The organism is Paenibacillus sonchi (assembly GCF_016772475.1).
GTDB lineage: Bacteria > Bacillota > Bacilli > Paenibacillales > Paenibacillaceae > Paenibacillus_AQ > Paenibacillus_AQ sonchi.
In genome coordinates, this window is record NZ_CP068595.1 from 1137267 (window position 1) to 1156170 (window position 18904).

At 46.8% G+C, this 18904-nt stretch carries 33 protein-coding genes and 1 pseudogene; all 34 read right to left on the minus strand.

The features are described from left to right. Positions 1-75: 75 nt before the first annotated feature. Entirely contained in the window at positions 76-855 is a 780-nt protein-coding gene (gene truA / locus JI735_RS05260; RefSeq protein WP_039832604.1) for a tRNA pseudouridine(38-40) synthase TruA, read from the minus strand. 221 nt (positions 856-1076) lie between these two features. Then, complete coding sequence (gene rplQ, locus JI735_RS05265) at positions 1077-1442, minus strand: 50S ribosomal protein L17 (protein WP_020427051.1); 366 nt, start codon at positions 1440-1442, stop codon at positions 1077-1079. Between the two features lie 34 nt (positions 1443-1476). Then, complete coding sequence (locus tag JI735_RS05270; protein WP_019908253.1) at positions 1477-2421, minus strand: DNA-directed RNA polymerase subunit alpha; 945 nt, start codon at positions 2419-2421, stop codon at positions 1477-1479. 131 nt (positions 2422-2552) lie between these two features. Continuing rightward, the gene (gene rpsK, locus JI735_RS05275) at positions 2553-2948 is read right to left on the minus strand and encodes a 30S ribosomal protein S11 (protein ID WP_020427052.1); all 396 of its coding nucleotides are present in this window, start codon (positions 2946-2948) and stop codon (positions 2553-2555) included. Between the two features lie 19 nt (positions 2949-2967). Further along, a complete protein-coding gene (gene rpsM, locus JI735_RS05280) occupies positions 2968-3336 on the minus strand; it encodes a 30S ribosomal protein S13 (protein WP_020427053.1) in 369 nt (122 codons plus the stop codon). A 19-nt stretch (positions 3337-3355) separates the two neighbouring features. Then, positions 3356-3469: a 50S ribosomal protein L36 gene (gene rpmJ, locus JI735_RS05285; protein ID WP_003322638.1), complete on the minus strand. Its 114-nt coding sequence runs from the start codon at positions 3467-3469 to the stop codon at positions 3356-3358. 53 nt (positions 3470-3522) lie between these two features. After that, on the minus strand, positions 3523-3738 hold the full coding sequence (infA, locus tag JI735_RS05290; RefSeq protein ID WP_018753971.1) for a translation initiation factor IF-1: 216 nt from the start codon (positions 3736-3738) through the stop codon (positions 3523-3525). 2 nt (positions 3739-3740) lie between these two features. Continuing rightward, on the minus strand, positions 3741-4049 hold the full coding sequence (locus tag JI735_RS05295; protein ID WP_039832603.1) for a KOW domain-containing RNA-binding protein: 309 nt from the start codon (positions 4047-4049) through the stop codon (positions 3741-3743). A gap of 9 nt (positions 4050-4058) precedes the next feature. Next, positions 4059-4811 carry a type I methionyl aminopeptidase gene (gene map / locus JI735_RS05300; protein ID WP_020427055.1) on the minus strand — a complete coding sequence of 251 codons (753 nt, stop codon included), beginning with the start codon at positions 4809-4811 and terminating at the stop codon, positions 4059-4061. Between the two features lie 4 nt (positions 4812-4815). After that, positions 4816-5460: an adenylate kinase gene (locus JI735_RS05305; RefSeq protein WP_025706581.1), complete on the minus strand. Its 645-nt coding sequence runs from the start codon at positions 5458-5460 to the stop codon at positions 4816-4818. Positions 5461-5556: 96 nt separating this feature from the next. After that, positions 5557-6855: a preprotein translocase subunit SecY gene (gene secY, locus JI735_RS05310; protein WP_020427057.1), complete on the minus strand. Its 1299-nt coding sequence runs from the start codon at positions 6853-6855 to the stop codon at positions 5557-5559. After that, the gene (rplO, locus tag JI735_RS05315) at positions 6855-7295 is read right to left on the minus strand and encodes a 50S ribosomal protein L15 (RefSeq protein WP_020427058.1); all 441 of its coding nucleotides are present in this window, start codon (positions 7293-7295) and stop codon (positions 6855-6857) included. Before rplO ends, secY begins: the two co-directional genes overlap by 1 nt. A gap of 40 nt (positions 7296-7335) precedes the next feature. Continuing rightward, positions 7336-7521, minus strand: coding sequence for a 50S ribosomal protein L30 (gene rpmD / locus JI735_RS05320; protein ID WP_019908243.1), 186 nt, complete (start codon positions 7519-7521; stop codon positions 7336-7338). Between the two features lie 14 nt (positions 7522-7535). Beyond that, the gene (rpsE, locus tag JI735_RS05325) at positions 7536-8033 is read right to left on the minus strand and encodes a 30S ribosomal protein S5 (RefSeq protein WP_019908242.1); all 498 of its coding nucleotides are present in this window, start codon (positions 8031-8033) and stop codon (positions 7536-7538) included. Positions 8034-8059: 26 nt separating this feature from the next. Further along, on the minus strand, positions 8060-8428 hold the full coding sequence (gene rplR / locus JI735_RS05330) for a 50S ribosomal protein L18 (RefSeq protein WP_039832602.1): 369 nt from the start codon (positions 8426-8428) through the stop codon (positions 8060-8062). A gap of 84 nt (positions 8429-8512) precedes the next feature. Further along, complete coding sequence (rplF, locus tag JI735_RS05335; RefSeq protein WP_038597058.1) at positions 8513-9055, minus strand: 50S ribosomal protein L6; 543 nt, start codon at positions 9053-9055, stop codon at positions 8513-8515. A 30-nt stretch (positions 9056-9085) separates the two neighbouring features. Further along, positions 9086-9484 carry a 30S ribosomal protein S8 gene (gene rpsH / locus JI735_RS05340; RefSeq protein ID WP_019908239.1) on the minus strand — a complete coding sequence of 133 codons (399 nt, stop codon included), beginning with the start codon at positions 9482-9484 and terminating at the stop codon, positions 9086-9088. 32 nt (positions 9485-9516) lie between these two features. Further along, positions 9517-9702: a type Z 30S ribosomal protein S14 gene (locus JI735_RS05345; protein ID WP_036589425.1), complete on the minus strand. Its 186-nt coding sequence runs from the start codon at positions 9700-9702 to the stop codon at positions 9517-9519. Between the two features lie 48 nt (positions 9703-9750). After that, on the minus strand, positions 9751-10293 hold the full coding sequence (gene rplE, locus JI735_RS05350) for a 50S ribosomal protein L5 (protein ID WP_020427061.1): 543 nt from the start codon (positions 10291-10293) through the stop codon (positions 9751-9753). A 30-nt stretch (positions 10294-10323) separates the two neighbouring features. Then, a complete protein-coding gene (gene rplX, locus JI735_RS05355) occupies positions 10324-10677 on the minus strand; it encodes a 50S ribosomal protein L24 (RefSeq protein ID WP_019908235.1) in 354 nt (117 codons plus the stop codon). Between the two features lie 38 nt (positions 10678-10715). Beyond that, complete coding sequence (rplN, locus tag JI735_RS05360; protein WP_020427062.1) at positions 10716-11084, minus strand: 50S ribosomal protein L14; 369 nt, start codon at positions 11082-11084, stop codon at positions 10716-10718. A 39-nt stretch (positions 11085-11123) separates the two neighbouring features. Continuing rightward, complete coding sequence (gene rpsQ, locus JI735_RS05365; protein WP_020427063.1) at positions 11124-11390, minus strand: 30S ribosomal protein S17; 267 nt, start codon at positions 11388-11390, stop codon at positions 11124-11126. 43 nt (positions 11391-11433) lie between these two features. Then, positions 11434-11631 (minus strand): 50S ribosomal protein L29, encoded by a 198-nt coding sequence (rpmC, locus tag JI735_RS05370; protein ID WP_019908232.1) that lies wholly within the window; start codon positions 11629-11631, stop codon positions 11434-11436. Beyond that, positions 11621-12055, minus strand: coding sequence for a 50S ribosomal protein L16 (rplP, locus tag JI735_RS05375; protein WP_020427064.1), 435 nt, complete (start codon positions 12053-12055; stop codon positions 11621-11623). Before rplP ends, rpmC begins: the two co-directional genes overlap by 11 nt. 2 nt (positions 12056-12057) lie before the next feature. Then, a pseudogene (gene rpsC, locus JI735_RS05380) lies at positions 12058-12722 on the minus strand (30S ribosomal protein S3). 13 nt (positions 12723-12735) lie between these two features. After that, on the minus strand, positions 12736-13068 hold the full coding sequence (gene rplV, locus JI735_RS05385) for a 50S ribosomal protein L22 (RefSeq protein ID WP_019908228.1): 333 nt from the start codon (positions 13066-13068) through the stop codon (positions 12736-12738). Between the two features lie 31 nt (positions 13069-13099). Next, complete coding sequence (gene rpsS, locus JI735_RS05390) at positions 13100-13378, minus strand: 30S ribosomal protein S19 (RefSeq protein WP_019908227.1); 279 nt, start codon at positions 13376-13378, stop codon at positions 13100-13102. Between the two features lie 77 nt (positions 13379-13455). Beyond that, positions 13456-14286 (minus strand): 50S ribosomal protein L2, encoded by an 831-nt coding sequence (gene rplB / locus JI735_RS05395; RefSeq protein WP_020427065.1) that lies wholly within the window; start codon positions 14284-14286, stop codon positions 13456-13458. A gap of 27 nt (positions 14287-14313) precedes the next feature. Further along, positions 14314-14607, minus strand: a complete 294-nt coding sequence (rplW, locus tag JI735_RS05400) for a 50S ribosomal protein L23 (RefSeq protein ID WP_019908225.1) — start codon at positions 14605-14607, stop codon at positions 14314-14316. After that, positions 14607-15230, minus strand: coding sequence for a 50S ribosomal protein L4 (rplD, locus tag JI735_RS05405; protein WP_020427067.1), 624 nt, complete (start codon positions 15228-15230; stop codon positions 14607-14609). Before rplD ends, rplW begins: the two co-directional genes overlap by 1 nt. A 25-nt stretch (positions 15231-15255) precedes the next feature. After that, positions 15256-15879 carry a 50S ribosomal protein L3 gene (rplC, locus tag JI735_RS05410; RefSeq protein ID WP_020427068.1) on the minus strand — a complete coding sequence of 208 codons (624 nt, stop codon included), beginning with the start codon at positions 15877-15879 and terminating at the stop codon, positions 15256-15258. A 38-nt stretch (positions 15880-15917) separates the two neighbouring features. After that, on the minus strand, positions 15918-16226 hold the full coding sequence (rpsJ, locus tag JI735_RS05415; RefSeq protein WP_006676490.1) for a 30S ribosomal protein S10: 309 nt from the start codon (positions 16224-16226) through the stop codon (positions 15918-15920). Positions 16227-16483: 257 nt separating this feature from the next. Continuing rightward, positions 16484-17848 (minus strand): protoglobin domain-containing protein, encoded by a 1365-nt coding sequence (locus tag JI735_RS05420; RefSeq protein ID WP_083886336.1) that lies wholly within the window; start codon positions 17846-17848, stop codon positions 16484-16486. A 209-nt stretch (positions 17849-18057) separates the two neighbouring features. Next, positions 18058-18768: a Crp/Fnr family transcriptional regulator gene (locus JI735_RS05425; RefSeq protein ID WP_039832601.1), complete on the minus strand. Its 711-nt coding sequence runs from the start codon at positions 18766-18768 to the stop codon at positions 18058-18060. Positions 18769-18904: the final 136 nt, after the last annotated feature.

Genomic DNA, 18904 nt, shown 5'->3' on the forward strand with positions numbered 1-18904 from the left:
AGCATAAACATAACAAGCGCAAGTGATTTCTAATTTTCAATGCATATTTTTTCAGAAAAATAAATGCGTTGAACCCTATAGCCCTGCCTCGTCATATTCCACGCTCCACAGTGCCAATCCCTGAGCTACAGCCGTAGGCCCCGCTGCCGCACGGTCACAGGCTGCAAGAATATCCGCAACCGCCTCCGCACGGATTTTGCCTTCACCCACATGTATCAGCGTTCCCATTATAATGCGGACCATATGCTGCAGAAAGCCGCTGCCCGTAATATAAGTGTGAATCACTCCCTGGTCTGCAGTCCCGTTCCGGCACATACTATGGTCAACCTCCATATGAGCCTCAAAAATCGTCCGGACATGAGAAGTCTTAGTAGACTTTCTGGACGCGAACGACGTGAAATCATGGGTACCAATGATATGGGCCAAACCTTGCTGCATTGCAGGAAGGTCCAGCTTCACCGGATGATGATACTGCAGGCGCCGCTGGAACGGGTCCGGGAACCGGTTGCCGTTAATCGTGTAACGGTAAGTTTTGCGCTTAGCCCCTCTGCGGGAGTGGAACTCAAGCGAGACCTCCCGTGCCTCAGTGACTACGATATCCTGCGGCAGCCGGGCATTAAGCGCCAGACACCACCGCTCAAGCGGAATTTTAGAAGCAGTCAGGAAATTGAACGGCTGGCCATAGGCATGCACCCCTGCATCTGTCCGTCCTGAGCCCGTAATCTTAAGCGTCTCGCCGGTTAGATGGAGAATGGCATGTTCCAGATGGTCTTGAATCGTATTGCCCTGAGGCTGGGTCTGAAAGCCATCATAGCGGGTGCCGTCATAATTGACCTTCATCAACAGATTACGCATTCCGTTCTTCCTTTCACCATTTCCATACTGCAGCAGCTGTTCAACATTAAAAAAAGAGCCCCGGCGGGAGCTCCTTCTACTCTATACAAGGTGATTCCCGCGGATATTGCACAGCAGGGCTCAATTGCCCCTGCAGCACAATAACGTTAATACTTCTCTGCCCATACTAAATCAAAAGTATGTGCGTTAAGGGGTACATCCGGAAATCATAACTTGTGATCCTACGCGCGGTCTACCAGTTCAAGATAAACCATAGGCGCAGCGTCGCCACGGCGAGGTCCCAGCTTCAGGATACGAGTGTATCCGCCTGGACGCTCTGTGTAACGAGGAGCAATATCAGCGAACAATTTCTGGATTGCATCCTGTTCACCATCTACAGTCTCGCGACGAACAAATGCAGCGACTTGACGGCGGGCATGAAGATCGCCTTTTTTCGCTTTGGTGATCAGCTTTTCAGCGATGGAACGGACTTCCTTCGCTTTAGCTTCTGTTGTCTGGATGCGCTCATAAAGAAACAGATCCGTTACCATGTCGCGGAACAACGCTTTGCGCGCACTGGAATCACGGCCCAATTTTTGGTATGCCATTTGTTTTCCCTCCTTTACTCAAGCAATCTGCCAGCTATTCTTCTGTACGGAGTCCCAGTCCCAGTTCCTCAAGCTTCTCTTGAACTTCTTCCAAAGATTTGCGGCCCAGGTTGCGGACCTTCATCATATCTTCTTCCGTTTTCGTAGTCAGCTCTTGTACGGTATTAATACCGGCACGTTTGAGGCAGTTGTAAGAACGAACAGAAAGATCCAGCTCTTCGATTGTCATCTCAAGCACTTTTTCTTTTTTGTCTTCTTCTTTTTCCACCATAATTTCGGCGTCTTTCGCTTCATCCGTAAGACCTACGAACAAAACGAGGTGCTCGTTCAAAATTTTGGCTCCCAGGCTTACAGCCTCTTCCGGTCTAATACTGCCATCCGTCCAAATTTCCATCGTCAGCTTGTCGTAGTTGGTCACTTGACCGACACGAGTGTTGTCGATGCCGTAATTCACACGGGAGATAGGCGTATAGATGGAATCCACCGGAATAACGCCGATGGGCTGATCTTCGCGTTTGTTACGGTCCGCTTGGACGTAACCGCGGCCACGGCCTGCAAAAATTCGCATGTGAAGTCTCGCGCCAGGTCCCAGCGTTGCAATATGAAGATCCGGGTTCAGGATCTCAACATCGCTGTCCGCACGGATATCACCTGCGGTAACGATGCCTTCACCTTCAGCATCAATCTCGAACACTTTCTCTTCGTCTGAATGAATCTTCAGGGAAAGAGCTTTAAGGTTCAGAATGATCTCCGTCACATCTTCCATTACGCCAGGAACGGTCGAGAACTCATGCAGAACGCCGTCAATTTGGACCGAAGTCACTGCGGCTCCCGGCAGGGAGGAAAGCAGGATCCGGCGAAGCGAGTTCCCCAGAGTCGTGCCATATCCACGTTCCAGCGGTTCAACTACGAATTTCCCATAGGTTCCTTCATCATTGGCTTCTACGGTCTCAATCTTCGGCTTTTCGATTTCTATCACGAGTGTACCCCTCCTTCAAACGTCGCTCCTATATGAAACTGTCACCCCATCAGGTGCATCATGTAGTATGCCTAAACACCTATTATTAGCAGATGCGTCAGAATTATACCACAATCACAATTCTGATTTCATTATACGCGGCGACGTTTCGGCGGACGGCATCCATTGTGAGGAACCGGAGTTACGTCTTTAATGAGGTTGACTTCAAGGCCAGCGGCCTGAAGGGAACGGATGGCTGCTTCGCGGCCCGCGCCCGGTCCTTTAACCATAACTTCAACGGACTTCATGCCGTGTTCCATAGCTGCTTTTGCAGCAGTTTCGGCTGCCATTTGCGCTGCAAATGGAGTCGATTTACGGGAACCTTTAAATCCTTGACCGCCGGAGCTTGCCCAGGAAATTGCATTTCCGTGAGGATCCGTGATCGTAACGATAGTGTTGTTGAACGTGGAACGAATATGTGCCACGCCGCTCTCGATATTTTTACGGTCGCGACGTTTGGTACGTACGACTTTTTTCGGTTTAGCCATTGTCTCTTATCACCCCTTCTTATTTCTTTTTGTTTGCTACCGTACGACGCGGGCCTTTCCGGGTACGGGCATTTGTTTTGGTACGTTGACCGCGAACAGGCAATCCACGACGGTGGCGAACACCGCGGTAGCAGCCGATCTCAGTAAGACGTTTAATATTCAAGGAAATTTCACGACGCAGGTCACCTTCAACCTTCACTGACTTGTCGATCATTTCACGCAATTTGCTGACTTCATCTTCCGTCAAATCACGGACACGTGTGTTAACGTCAATGCCTGTTTCATTCAAAATTTTCTGGGAAGTCGTTTTACCGATTCCGAAAATATAAGTCAAGGCGATCTCAACGCGTTTATCACGTGGCAAATCCACTCCAGCTATACGAGCCATTTTACGCTACACCCCCTTCTTAACCTTGTTTTTGTTTGTGTTTCGGATTTTCGCAAATTACCATAACAGTCCCTTTGCGGCGGATGACTTTGCATTTTTCGCAAATGGGCTTTACAGAAGGTCTTACCTTCATGTTAATTACCTCCTCAAAGTTTTGCGAAGCAAAACTTTTGTTGTAGTTCCCATCTATTTACGGTAAGTTATACGGCCTTTAGACAAATCATAAGGCGATAACTGCACGACCACTTTGTCCCCGGTTAGGATACGGATAAAGTGCATCCGCAATTTCCCGGACACATGGGCAAGTATTTGATGACCGTTCTCAAGCTCTACCTTAAACGTTGCATTCGGCAACGGCTCAATGACCGTACCTTCCACTTCAATGACATCTTCCTTAGCCACAGTTAGTCTCCTTTCTCATTAGCACTTTTTCCAGCAGGCTTACCGTACTTCATGACTGCAAAACGCAGTTTTCCGTTCGTCACCCGGCCGGTTTCTTCCAAACTGTCTACAATCTCACTGCTGATGAAGGGTATGAGCTCCAAATGCTGAATATTCTTCTTCTTCGGCGCATCAAACTTGCGTTTGTCCCCATCTGCAATATATACAAATCTGCTATCCACAACTGCGATAACAACGGCAGCCTCTCCGGCATCCTTGCCTTTGAGAATTCTCACGATTTGACCAATCTGCGGGCTGCTCCCAATATTCATGAAGATCACCTACGCATTCAGTTTTGTGAAAATTTCCATGCCGTCCGGTGTAACAGCTACTGTATGTTCAAAGTGAGCACACAATGAACCGTCTACCGTAACGACCGTCCAGTTATCTTCCAGCGTTCTGACATATCTGTCCCCTGCGTTCACCATCGGCTCAATCGCGAGTACCATACCCGGCTTCAGACGTGGTCCGCGGTCCGCTATGCCATAATTCGGAATTTGCGGTTCTTCATGCAGTTCTGCCCCAATGCCATGGCCAACATACTCGCGCACGACGGAGAACCCGGCATCCTCGATGTATTGCTGAATGGCGTGGGAGATTGTAAACAAGCGCACATCCGGTTTGACTAACGCCAGTCCCGCGTACAAGGAGCCTTCCGTGACGTCCAGCAAACGCTGAGCTTCTTCGGAAATGCTGCCCACACCGTAGGTCCAGGCGGAATCACCGTGATAACCGCGGTACTCTGCACCAATATCCAGCGTAACAATATCGCCTTCGATCAGTTTACGCTTACCCGGAAATCCGTGCACCAATTGTTCGTTGACTGAAGCGCAAATGCTGGCAGGAAAACCGTTGTAACCTTTGAAAGACGGCACAGCACCTTGACTGCGAATGTATTGATCGGCGATTCTGTCGAGCTCTCCAGTCGTAATGCCTGGCTCAATAGCCTCAGCAATCAGCCGGTGACTCTCGGCAACAATTCGACCAGCTTCCCTCATAAAGGCAAGTTCCTGTTCGGATTTACAAATGATCATTACATTAACCCCGCAGCAAAGATACGATTTCGGAAGAAACGACATTGATTTCGTTTTCCCCGTTCACCTGACGCAAAAGACCTTTATTGTCATAAAACGCAAGCAAAGGCGCTGTCTTATTATCATACTCGTCCAGGCGCTTGCCTACGCTCTCTTCGTTGTCATCCGGACGTTGATACAATGCACCGCCATCAATGTCGCAAATGCCTTCCTGCTTCGGCGGGTTGAAAATCAAATGGTAGGATGTTCCGCAGACGGTACAGATCCGGCGCCCGGTAAGACGCGCCATCAGCAGTCCACGGTCCACATTCAAGTTGATTACATGATCCAGCGAACGATTCAAGCGGCTCAAGATATCTTCCAGCGCTTCCGCTTGCGAAAGGGTTCTTGGAAAGCCATCCAATAAAAAACCTTTTTCGCAATCGGACTGCTGCAGCCGTTCTTCAACAATTCCAATGGTCACATCATCAGGTACAAGCAAGCCTTGATCGATATAAGATTTGGCCTTGAGTCCAACAGGTGTACCTTGCTTGATTGCCAAGCGGAAGGCATCTCCCGTCGAAATATGAGGAATACCAAGCTCTTTTACAACTACAGCTGCCTGCGTCCCCTTGCCTGCCCCAGGAGGGCCCATGAATAAAATGTTCACGATTTCTCTTCTCCCCCAAAAGTTCGCCACCAAGCAAGAAACAGCACAATAGGTGCCGGAAAGTCAGTGAGTTCATGCTTCTCCGGAACCTATCGACTATTTATTGATGAAGCCTTTGTAATGGCGTTTGATCAGTTGGCTCTCGATCTGCTTCATCGTATCCAGTGCTACACCGACTACGATCAGCAGGGCTGTACCACCAATCTGTACCTGCCGAGGCAACCCGGACAAAGAACCGAACAATACAGGCAGGATAGAGATTACAGCCAGAAACAGTGCACCGGACATCGTCAGGCGTGACATCACTCTGGTTAAATACTTCTCAGTTGCCTTACCTGGACGGATTCCTGGGATGTAACCACCATTCTTTTTCATGTTGTCAGCCATTTGCTGGGGATTCATCTGAACAAACGTATAGAAGAACGTAAATCCGATGATCATGATCACATAAAGAACCATGCCTAGCGGCTTATCATGAGCAAGATTGTTGGTGACCCATTTAGCCCATTCATGAGTTGACCAAAAGCTCGAGATTACAATCGGAAATTGAAGTAGCGAAACGGCGAAGATAACCGGAATTACACCTGCCGCATTAATCTTAAGCGGGATATGTGTATTCTGTCCACCGTACATTTTGTTACCGACCACTCGTTTAGCGTATTGTACAGGGATTTTCCGGATACCTTGCTGTACAAAGATAACCCCTGTAATAATCGCTACAATCACGATCAGTATAATAACGACTTTAAGAATATTCAGGAACACCTGATCCGGCTGAATAAAGCTTGACTGTGCCGTAGTGGTAATATATCCCGGGATGGCGGCGACGATGCCCGCAAAAATCAGGATCGAAATCCCGTTTCCTATTCCCTTTTCTGTTATCTGCTCACCCAGCCACATCAAGAACGATGTCCCCGCCGTCAATATGATCGCGATAAGCAGGTAATCCGCAAAGGTTGCATTTGGAATCATCTCAGTTCCATATATCCGGTTAAACCCGATCGATGTAGCAAAGGCTTGAATCAGACCGAGTACTACGGTGCCGTAACGGGTAATTTGCGCCAGTTGCTTTTTCCCGTGCTCCCCTTGTTTAGCCCATTCGGCAAACTTGGGAACAACATCCATCGAGAGCAATTGCACGATGATGGATGCCGTAATGTACGGGTAAATACTGATCGCAAAGATTGAGAAGTTTTTGAGCGCTCCGCCCGAGAAGGTGTTCAAAAGACCCATCAAAGCTTCGCCGCCCTGATTTGTTGATTCCAGTACTTCTTTGTTCACACCAGGAACCGGTACAAAAGAACCGATGCGGTAAATGATCAGAACGAACAGGGTAAACAGGATCTTTTTGCGCAAATCTTCAATATGCCATATATTCTTAAGCGTCTTGAACATTAGATCACCTCGGTTTTACCGCCGGCAGCCTCGATTTTCTCTACCGCAGATTGAGAGAACTTATTTGCTTGTACAGTCAATTTAACGGCCAGTTCGCCATTACCGAGAATCTTAATGCCGCTTTTGGAATTCTTAACAACACCAGTTTCAATCAGCAACTGTGGAGTCACTTCTGTTCCTTCAGCAAAGCTGTTCAGATCTTCCAGGTTCACAATCGCATACTCTTTACGGGTAGGATTGATGAAACCACGTTTAGGCAGACGACGATAGAGCGGGTTCTGTCCACCCTCGAAGCCCGGACGAACACCGCCGCCGGAACGGGAGTTTTGCCCTTTATGACCGCGGCCGGAAGTTTTACCGTTCCCGCTACTTGGACCACGGCCAACGCGGTTGCGTTCTTTGCGTGAACCAGGAGCTGGAGCAAGTTCATGTAACTTCATCGTTTGCACCTCCTTATTTTTGTTAATTTATGAGAGGCGTTTAGCCTTCAATTTCAGTAACGGATAACAAGTGGCTCACTTTGTTGATCATCCCGCGAATTGCAGGAGTGTCATTGTGAACTACGGACGAGTTGGTTTTACGCAGGCCGAGCGTCTTAACAGTAACACGTTGTGTTTCCGGACGTCCAATCACACTGCGTACGAGGGTGATTTGCAATTTTGCCATTGACGTTCCCCTCCTTAACCGCGTAATTCTTCGACAGATTTGCCGCGAAGCTTCGCGACCTCTTCAATGCGTTTCAGGCGGGAAAGTCCCTCCAGAGTTGCATTGACCATGTTCATGGAATTCGAAGAACCCAAAGATTTTGTCAAAATGTCGCCAACGCCTGCCAATTCCAATACCGCACGAACAGGACCGCCGGCAATAACGCCAGTACCTTCCGATGCTGGTTTCAGCAGCACGCGTCCTGCGCCGAAATGTCCAGTAACCAGATGGGGAATCGAAGTTCCTACGATTGGAATGTGGATCAGGTTTTTCTTGGCGTCTTCAATGCCTTTACGGATGGCGTCCGGAACTTCGCCGGCTTTACCGATACCTGCACCGACATAGCCGTTGCCGTCGCCCACAACAACAAGTGCGCTAAAGCTGAAACGGCGTCCGCCTTTTACAACTTTTGCTACACGGTTGATGTGTACAACTCTTTCTGTCAGCTCTAAACTGTTCGGATCTATACGCAAGTCGTTAACCTCCTTTTAGAAATATTCTAGAATTCAAGACCAGCTTCGCGAGCTGCGTCAGCCAAAGCCTGAATCCGTCCATGGTACAAGTATCCTCCGCGGTCAAATACAACCACAGTATGTCCTTTTTCTTTGGCGCGCTCAGCGATCAATTGACCCACTTTGCCTGCAGCTTCAACGCTGCCGCCATTCCCGATAGTAGCGCTCAGATCTTTATCCAGTGTCGAGGCAGATACGAGTGTAACGCCTGTCACGTCATCGATCAGTTGAGCGTAGATGTGTTTCGAAGAACGGAACACGTTCAAACGTGGACGCTCAGCAGTTCCCTGAATTTTCTTGCGAACACGCAGGTGTCTTTTGAGACGAGCCTTGTTTTTATCCTCTTTTGTAATCATGACTTCCCTTTCACTCCCTTCAGTTTGCCGTAATCAGCTTCACTTTAAGATGCACGGGGTATCTTACAATTAAGATCAAACCGATTATTTTTTCTTACCGGCTTTACCTTCCTTGCGGATGATACGCTCGCCTTCATATTTGATACCTTTACCTTTATACGGCTCAGGTTCGCGTACGGAACGGATCTTGGCAGCATATGCGCCAACACGTTCTTTGTCGATCCCTTTAACGATAATCTTGGTGTTCGCAGGAACTTCGAACTCGATGCCTGCTTCCGGTGTGATTTCTACCGGATGGGAGTAGCCAACGTTCAGTACGATTTTATCTCCGGATTTGCTTGCACGATATCCGACCCCAACCAGCTCCAGAGATTTCGAGAAACCTTCAGTCACACCGCTAACCATGTTGTTGACAACGGAGCGGGTTGTGCCGTGAAGTGAACGATGCAATTTGTTGTCCGACGGGCGAACAACGGTGATTTCGTTATTTTCAACTGTAACCTTCATGTCTTTATGAAGCTCACGAGTCAAAGTGCCTTTAGGACCTTTTACTGTAATAACGGCGTTGTCCAAAGTGACATCTACACCGCTAGGTACTGCGATTGGTTTGCGACCAATACGAGACATGTGTTGCACCTCCTTATCTTGTGACGTTTATTACCAAATGTAGCAGACAACTTCTCCGCCCGATTTAGACTGACGAGCTTCCTTGTCGGTCATAACTCCCTTAGATGTGGAGATAATCGCGATTCCAAGACCGCCGAGTACACGAGGCACTTCATTGCTCTTCGTGTAAACGCGAAGGCCTGGTTTACTGATTCTTTTAAGACCGGAGATAACGCGCTCCTGGTTCGGGCCGTATTTCAAGAAGATACGGATAATCCCTTGTTTGCTGTCTTCAACGAATTCAGCATCACGGATGAAACCTTCACGCTTCAGAATGTCCGCGATTTGTTTTTTCATTGTCGAAGCAGGCATTTCTACTGTTTCGTGACGCACAGTGTTGGCGTTACGAATACGAGTAAGCATATCTGCGATAGGATCAGACATAGTCATTTGTGTAAACCTCCTTCCCGTTTATAAACTTCTTACCAACTTGCTTTTTTCACGCCAGGAATCTGGCCTTTATAAGCTAACTCACGGAAACAAATTCTGCAAATTTTGAACTTTTGCAGTACCGAATGTGGACGACCGCAACGCTCGCAACGTGTATATGCACGTACTTTGAACTTTGGCTCGCGTTGTTGTTTAACTTTCATTGAAGTTTTTGCCACTTAGCCTGACACCTCCTAAACATTTTCGGAGAAATGGATGAACCGTCCTTATTTTGTGAAAGGCATTCCCAGCTGAGTCAGAAGCTCGCGGGATTCCTCATCCGTCTTAGCAGTTGTTACGATAACGATGTCCATACCGCGTGCTTTATCTACTTTATCATATTCGATTTCGGGAAAAATCAGTTGATCCTTAAGACCAAGTGTATAGTTACCGCGACCGTCAAATGATTTAGACGAAACCCCACGGAAGTCACGTACGCGTGGAAGAGTTACGTTAAGCAATTTGTCCAGGAAGTAATACATGCGGTCTCCGCGCAGTGTTACTTTAACCCCGATCGGCATATTTTCGCGCAGTTTGAAACCGGCGATGGATTTCTTTGCTTTGGTGATTACCGGCTTTTGACCAGCGATCAGTTGCATATCGTTTACTGCAGCATCAAGTACCTTGGAGTTTTGAACAGCATCACCCACACCCATGTTGATGACGATCTTCTCGATCTTAGGCACTTGCATAACAGTTGTATAGTTGAACTTCTGCATCAAAGCAGGTGTAATTTCATTCAGAAAACGTTCTTTCATTCTTGCCGCCATGAAGCTTTACCTCCTTTCTTTGGGACTGTATTAGTCGATAATCTCTCCGGATCTCTTAGCTACCCGAACCTTCTTACCGTTATCGAGCACTTTGTAACCAATACGTGTAACCTTACCGCTCTTCGGATCAATGTGCATTACGTTAGACACATGAATCGAAGCTTCCTGCTCGATGATTCCACCTTGTGGGTTCAGCTGGTTCGGCTTTTGGTGTTTTTTCACCATGTTCACGCCTTCTACCAGGACGCGGTTTTCACGAGGATAAGCAGCGATGACACGGCCTTTTTTACCTTTGTCTTTCCCGCTGATCACAAGCACCACATCATCTTTTTTCACGTGCAGTTTATTGTTATGGGATTCCAGAACTTTTTTCACTCTAGGCATTTATTACACCTCCTATGACGCTTTTTGGGACATTTCCTTTAGATTACTTCCGGTGCCAAGGAAACGATCTTCATGTAGTCTTTATCGCGAAGTTCGCGAGCAACTGGTCCGAAGATACGTGTTCCGCGCGGGCTTCTGTCGTCTTTAACAACAACAGCTGCGTTTTCATCGAATGAAATGTAAGATCCATCTTTACGGCGAACCGAACGTTTGGTACGTACAACTACCGCTTTAACAACATCACCCTTTTTGACAACGCCGCCTGGTGTTGCTTGTTTAACGGAACAAACGATCAGATCACCGATTGCTGCTGTACGGCGTCCAGTACCACCCAGTACGCGGATACACATCAGTTCCTTCGCACCAGAGTTGTCAGCCACATGCAAACGTGTAAATGGTTGAATCATTATTAATTTCCTCCTTCCGATCAAGCTTCATAGGTCGTCTTAGATGATAACCGCTGCTTCTACCACTTCAACCAGTCTCCAGCGTTTGTCCTTAGACAATGGACGAGTTTCCATGACTTTCACGATATCACCGATTTTTGCAACATTTTCTTCATCATGTGCCTTGAATTTCTTCGTGGACTTGATGCGTTTGTGGTACAAATTGTGCTTTTTATAGGTTTCAACAGCAATTACGATGGTTTTATCCATTTTGTCGCTGACTACTTTACCGATCAGCACTTTACGTGCATTACGTTCTTCGCTCATAGTTAGCCTCCTTCCTGATTACGGATTAAGAATCCGCCGTCACTTAACTGATCCCAAGTACTCTTTGATGGATAACGGTTTTAGCACGAGCTATTTCCTTGCGCACATCACGAATCCGAGTCGGGTTATCCAGTTGGCCAGTTGCCAATTGAAAACGGAGATTGAAGAGTTCTTCTTTAAAGCCAGCGATCTTCTGTTCAATCTCGGCAGTGGTTAAGTTGCGAAGTTCATTAGCTTTCATTTGCTTCACCACCCAATTCTTCACGTTTCACAAACTTAGTCTTTACAGGCAGCTTGTGAGCGGCAAGACGCATCGCTTCACGAGCGATTTCTTCCGACACGCCTCCGAGTTCGAACATAATCTTGCCCGGTTTAACTACAGCTACCCATTTCTCAACGTTACCTTTACCACTACCCATACGAACCTCAAGAGGCTTCTGAGTAATAGGCTTATCTGGGAAAATCTTGATCCAAACCTGACCGCCACGTTTGATGTAACGTGTCATTGCGATACGTGCAGCTTCAATCTGACGGTTAGTAATCCAAGAAGGCTCCAGAGCCTGCAGACCGAATTCACCGAAGTTAAGTTCAGTACCGCCTTTTGCCATACCCTTCATGTGACCGCGTTGTTGCTTGCGGTGTTTAACGCGTTTTGGTACCAACATGATTAGTTGCCTCCTTCCTGAGCAGCTTGTTTCTTAGCTGGGGAAGAACTTCTCCACGGTAGATCCATACTTTTACACCGATACGGCCGTAAGTTGTATGTGCTTCAGCCGTTCCGTAGTCGATATCGGCACGAAGCGTATGAAGTGGAACTGTTCCTTCGCTATAACCTTCTGAACGGGCAATCTCAGCGCCGCCAAGACGTCCGCCAACTTGAGTTTTAATTCCCTTTGCGCCGGAACGCATAGTTCTTTGAATTGCTTGTTTCAGTGCACGACGGAACGATACGCGACGTTCCAATTGTTGTGCAATACTTTCAGCAACCAGAATTGCATCCAGTTCAGGGTGTTTGATTTCATTGATGTTGATGTGCACTTTTTTGCCGCCAGCGATAGTTGTAACTGCGCTGCGAAGTACTTCTACTTCTGCTCCGCCTTTACCAATTACCATACCTGGTTTAGCAGTGTGAATTGTAACATTCACCCGGCTTGCCGCTCTTTCAATCTCGATGCGGGAAACAGAGGAATCCTTCAACTTACCTTTAAGGTATTCCCGGATTTTGACGTCTTCCATTAAAAGAGTACCGAAATCTTTGCCTGCATACCATTTAGATTCCCAATCGCGAATAATACCGATTCGGAGTCCGACTGGATTTACCTTTTGACCCACGTGTTATCCCTCCTTATTTCTCAGATACCACCAAAGTAATGTGGCTGGTACGTTTATTGATCCGGCTTGCACGGCCCATGGCGCGTGGACGGAAACGTTTCATAGTAGGACCCTGGTTAACGAAAACTTCGCTAACGAACAAACTGTTCACGTCCATAGAATAGTTATGCTCAGCATTGGCAATTGCCGAGTTAAGCAGTTTCTCCACTACCGGAGAAGCGGATTTTGGAGTGTGGCGAAGAATTGCAATTGCTTCCCCCACTTGCTTGCCGCGAATCAAGTCAACAACCAGTTTCGCTTTGCGAGCGGAAATCCGCACCGATCTTGCATGTGCTTTTGCTTCCATTGTTGTCCCTCCTCTCAAACGAAGACCTTAATTATCTTCTGGTTTTCTTATCGTCACCCGCATGGCCTTTGTAAGTACGTGTTGGCGCGAACTCGCCCAACTTGTGCCCTACCATATCTTCCGTTACGTATACAGGCACGTGTTTGCGGCCGTCATATACACCAAACGTATGTCCGATAAACTGAGGGAAAATAGTTGAGCGACGGGACCAGGTTTTAACAACGACCTTCTTATCTGCCGCGTTCAATTCCTCAACTTTTTTCAGCAGGTAGCCATCGATAAACGGCCCCTTCTTTAAACTGCGACCCATGTATGAATCCTCCCTTCATCCGGTTCTTCAAAACCGCGAATCGACGCTTCGCGCTAAGCTAACTTACCAGAAGCGTCTTATTTTGTGCGGCGGCGAACGATATATTTATCAGATGCCTTGTTTTTCTTACGCGTTTTGTAGCCGAGGGTTGGTTTGCCCCAAGGAGACATAGGCGATTTCCGTCCGATTGGAGCGCGGCCTTCACCACCACCGTGTGGGTGATCGTTCGGGTTCATGACAACACCGCGTACTTCTGGACGTTGGCCAAGCCAGCGACTGCGTCCGGCTTTACCGATTTTGATCAATTCATGATCTTCGTTACCTACGGAACCGATCGTTGCGCGGCATACGCTGAGGATTCTGCGCACTTCACCGGAGTTCAGGCGAACGGAAACGTATTTTTCTTCTTTACCGAGCAGTTGAGCTTCTGTACCAGCAGCGCGAACCAGTTGTCCGCCCTTGCCTGGCTTCAACTCGATATTGTGGATAACTGTACCTACCGGAATGTTTTCCAGAGGAAGGCTGTTACCAATTTTGATATCGGCTGCAGGGCCCGACTCTACTTTATCCCCAACTTTAAGGCCTTTAGGAGCGATGATATAACGTTTCTCTCCATCAGCATAGTGGATCAAAGCAATGTTCGATGTACGGTTCGGGTCATACTCGATTGTAGCAACGCTACCTGGTATGCCGTCTTTAGTCCGTTTGAAATCGATAATACGGTATTTACGCTTGTGTCCGCCGCCATGGTGACGAACCGTAATTTTACCTTGGTTATTGCGTCCTGCCTTTTTGCTCAGAGGCGCAAGCAACGATTTCTCTGGCTGGTTTGTTGTGATTTCTTCAAACGTAGACACGGACATTGCGCGTCTTGCCGGAGAGGTCGGTTTGTACTTTTTGATTGGCACTATATTTCCCTCCTTACTTCACAGAATTTATTCTACCGCTTCAAAAAACTCAAGCGGCTTGCTGTCCGGGCTAAGCTTAACGATGGCTTTTTTCCACTCCGGAGTGTAACCGGAATATTTGCCGTAACGTTTCAGTTTGCCGGGTACGCGCATTGTGTTCACACTAACTACTTTTACTTTAAAAATAGCCTCAACAGCTTTTTTGATTTCGGTCTTATTAGCACGGATATCCACTTCAAAAGCGTACTTCAATTCGCTCATGTATTCGGATGTGCGTTCCGTAATCACCGGACGTTTGATAATATCACGAGGATCTTTCATTACGCGAACACCTCCTCTACCTTCTGAACTGCTTCTTTAGTGATAATCAGTTTGTCGTACGTCAGTACGTCAAGAACATTGATGCCGTCAGCCGCCAGGAATTTCACCCCAGGGATGTTACGAGCGGAAAGAGCTACATTATCGTCATAGCTAGGAGCTACGATCAGAGCTTTGCTGCCCACTTTCAGGTTGTTCAGGATTGCCGCGAATTCCTTCGTCTTCGGAGCATTCATGGTCAGGCTATCCAATACGATAATGTCATTCCCGATAACTTTCGAGGACAAAGCGGATTTGATGGCCAAACGGCGAACCTTCTTAGGCAATTTCCAGGAATAGCTGCGTGGTGTTGGTCCGAAGACAACGCCGCCGCCTTTCCATTGTGGAGAACGGATGGAGCCTTGACGAGCGCGACCTGTACCTTTTTGTTTCCAAGGCTTACGTCCGCCGCCACGAACTTCAGAACGTCCTTTTACTTTGTGTGTACCACGGCGCAGGGAAGCTCTCTGCATAAGCACAGCTTCGTGCAGGACATGCACATTCGGTTCAATACCGAATACTGTTTCGCTCAGTTCAACTTCACCAACTTCGCTACCGCTGATATTAAAAAGTGTTACTTTTGGCATTTCATGTTCCTCCTTTCTTCAGTAATTATTTCTTTACGGTTTCTTTAACTTTCACGAAGCTGTTTTTAGGACCCGGAATTGCACCTTTAACCAGCAACACGTTACGTTCAACGTCTACCTTGATGATTTCAAGTCTTTGAACCGTTACAGTCGTATGACCCATATGTCCTGGCAGGCGTTTGCCCTTAGGAACACGGTTAGCTTGAATGGAACCCATGGAACCCGGTCTTCTGTGATAGCGCGATCCGTGAGCCATCGGTCCGCGGCTTTGGCCCCAACGTTTGATAACACCTTGGAAACCTTTACCTTTAGTAGTGCCAGTTACGTCAACAAATTCGCCTTCAGTGAAGATATCAGCCTTCAGTTCTTGTCCAACCTCGAGAGCCCCGAGGTCAACACCGCGAATTTCACGAACGTAGCGCTTAGGTGTTGCATTTGCCTTTTTGGCGTGACCCTGTTCAGGCTTGTTGGAGCGACTTTCCTTTTTGTCGGAAAAGCCCAACTGCACTGCTTCATATCCGTCGATATTCAGGTCTTTCTTTTGCAGTACCACACAAGGTCCAGCTTCGATAACCGAAACGGCAATTACATTACCTTCTGGAGTAAACACTTGAGTCATACCGAGTTTTTTTCCTAAGATACCTTTCAATGTTGACACCTCTTTTCTTTCCTAGTTACTTAGTAATATTACAATTTGATTTCGATATCTACACCGGACGGTAGATCCAAGCGCATCAAGGCATCCACAGTTTGTGGTGTCGGATTCACAATGTCGATCAGACGTTTGTGAGTACGCATTTCAAACTGCTCACGGGAATCCTTGTACTTGTGTACCGCACGGAGAATAGTAATCACTTGTTTCTCAGTTGGCAACGGAATCGGCCCGGATACACCAGCACCCGAACGTTTTGCTGTTTCAACGATTTTCTCTGCGGATTGATCAAGAATTCTGTGGTCGTATGCTTTCAAGCGGATACGAATTTTTTGCTTTGCCATTTTAGTCCCTCCTTCTATCGCCCAATTTATTATCGGACATACTCCGTGAAAATTTTCTGACGTCGGCCTCATGGCAAAGGGGCCGGGTGTGTCAGTAACCTCTCACATCATCGCAACGTCTCAGAACAACATTTATTATTATATCTAATAGGCGGTAACATTGCAAGTGAAAACAGAAAAACAGTGCATAATTTTTTCAGGCACTGTTTTCTTTCTATTATTATAGAAGTTATTGGGCAATGGCCGCTCTTTATGGCTTAAAGATTGTCTGTAGCTTTCTTAAAATACTCCGCAGATGCCGCTGTTTGTGCTGTACTTGATCCAATCCCCTCGATGGTCTGAATCAACACTTTAATCTCTTCTTCTACGGTCACTATCTCCTGTGTGCTAACCTGCATGGATTTCACAATGTCGCTGAAAAGCTGACTGGTCTCTATGGATTGAAGCCTTCCGCTTTGGGTCAGCTCCTGCACTTTCCGGATTTCCTCAACGACCTGCCTCGTAAGACTGCCCGATTGCTCGGTCAGCTCTCCAATTCGCACAACTGTATTCTTCGTATCCTCCGCCAGGCGGCTTACCTCCCCTTCAACCACACTGAAGCCTTTGCCATGCTCACCTGCCCGCGCTGCTTCGATGGTGGCGTTAAGCGACAATATTTTAGTCTGATCAGCTATATCCTGGACTGCAGCCACAATCTTTTGAATCTGCTTGGATGAGCTGCTTAGCTCATTCACTGAGCGCTCCATAGCATGCGTGCTCTCATAGATCAGGTTAATCTGTCCTGTAAGACTATCCAGATGTCCATGACCTTCTGTGGCCATTCCTTGCGATTCCAAAGCAGATGCAGCCGTACGGCGGAAAGTATCGTTCACTTCATTGCTGCTCGCAACCAATTGTTCTACAGCAGCATTGGTATCAATGCTCAGATCTATTAGCTCGCCGCTGAATTCAGCAATTTTTTGCTTTAGTTCATTTTTCACTAGAAGATACTGCTCTTCCTTCTCCCTGATATTTTCTTTCTCATAAGCTTCCAGAACCAGCTGTTGCTCCAGATTTAGCAGCTTGGTTACCGTCTGAACAACTTTGAGCCGTTCATTATCCTTACCGGTCTCATTGTAGATGACAGTGATAAATACATTTTGCAAATTCTGAAAAGCGGAAAGATACCATTTGGGCTCAAGTCCAACACGCTTATGTATTTTGGCAATAGTCAGACGTTTGGCGATATATTCTTCATTAATAGTACCTTCAAACATTTCGATAATATGCTCACGCAAGGTTTTTTTGAGCCGCTCTATACTGCTATGTTCCAGAATGATCGTCTGCAGCTTATCCACACCCAGCACCGTCTGATAAAACTGGTCAGTAATGTAGTCGATATCTTTCTCGACGATTGGCTTCATTTGCTGCAGCAGCTTCAGATCTTCTACAGATAAATATATCATTTGCATTTGCTCATTCAACTCATCATGGCCTTCAAGGGTATAAAAAGAACTTCGCGGTAGAGAGGAACCGTCATTACTAACAGTTGAGGGGGCAGCGAGGTCTTCCTTATCAGCATTGCGTGACGAAAATCCATGTTTAAAAGAAAACGGCTTTTTTTCCATACCCAGCTCCCCCATATTTCTAATAATTTACATTATTATATAGAAATATTCTACCTTATACACTGGAGAGATGTAAAGAATTTTAAATATTATTTTGTAGAAAATTGTCGCTTAATATTAAATCTATCGCAGTTTATTGTCATGAAATGTCGAATTTCAGGTAGAGCTTATCATTGATGAGGCTCAAATCATTTTCAATATATAGCAATATGGAACTTCCTCTCTCAGCACCCTCCTATTCGGCAAAGGGCTTCCATATCGATAATTTCCACACTTCTTTTGCGTACAGCGATAATATTTCCGGCTTCTAATTTGTGCAGCTTGCGGCTTAAAGTTTCAGCGGTTGTTCCAATCATGGCTGCGATTTCCTTTTTCGCTGAAGGAAGTTCAATCACTTGGTTACGGGTTGGAGGGAACGCCTCTGTTTTGTTGCTATATGTCAATTTTACCAGCAGCCTTGCAAGCCGCGTTTCCACCTCAAACATATGCATGACGCCTGCTGTCTCTTCTGCCTGCTGCAGCTGCTCGCTCATGGACATCAAAAAGCTGAACGCCAAGGAAGCATTTTGCTCTAAAAGAGGCAGAAAATCTTTACGCCGCAACCGGCATACCCTTCCACTTTCTACAATCTCCGCAGTAAAGTTATTCCGTTTATGGTGCAGCAGCGCGAACTGCCCGAAATAATCTCCCGGAAAAAGATATCTCACCACATGCTGCTTTCCCTCTTCATTACTTTGGGTCAATTTAATGAGTCCGTTTTTCACCACAAACAATGAATCCGACTCTTCACCCTCTCTGAATACCTGCTGGCCTCTATTATAATGATGGGATTCAATGATAGCTTCGATCATCTCCAGTTCTTTGTCCGAAAGACTCTCAAACACCGGTACCCCCCGGACACAAGATAATGACTCACAAGCATTGCAATTCATCATTTTTCTCCCTCCCTTTCTTCTCTGCTATTTCACCATAACAAGGATTCTAAGGAGTCCGAGTGATTGTCCGCACAATATTCCAGAAAAATTGATCTGCATCAAGGAAAAGTATCTCTTTCTCCCGCAAAATCAGAGT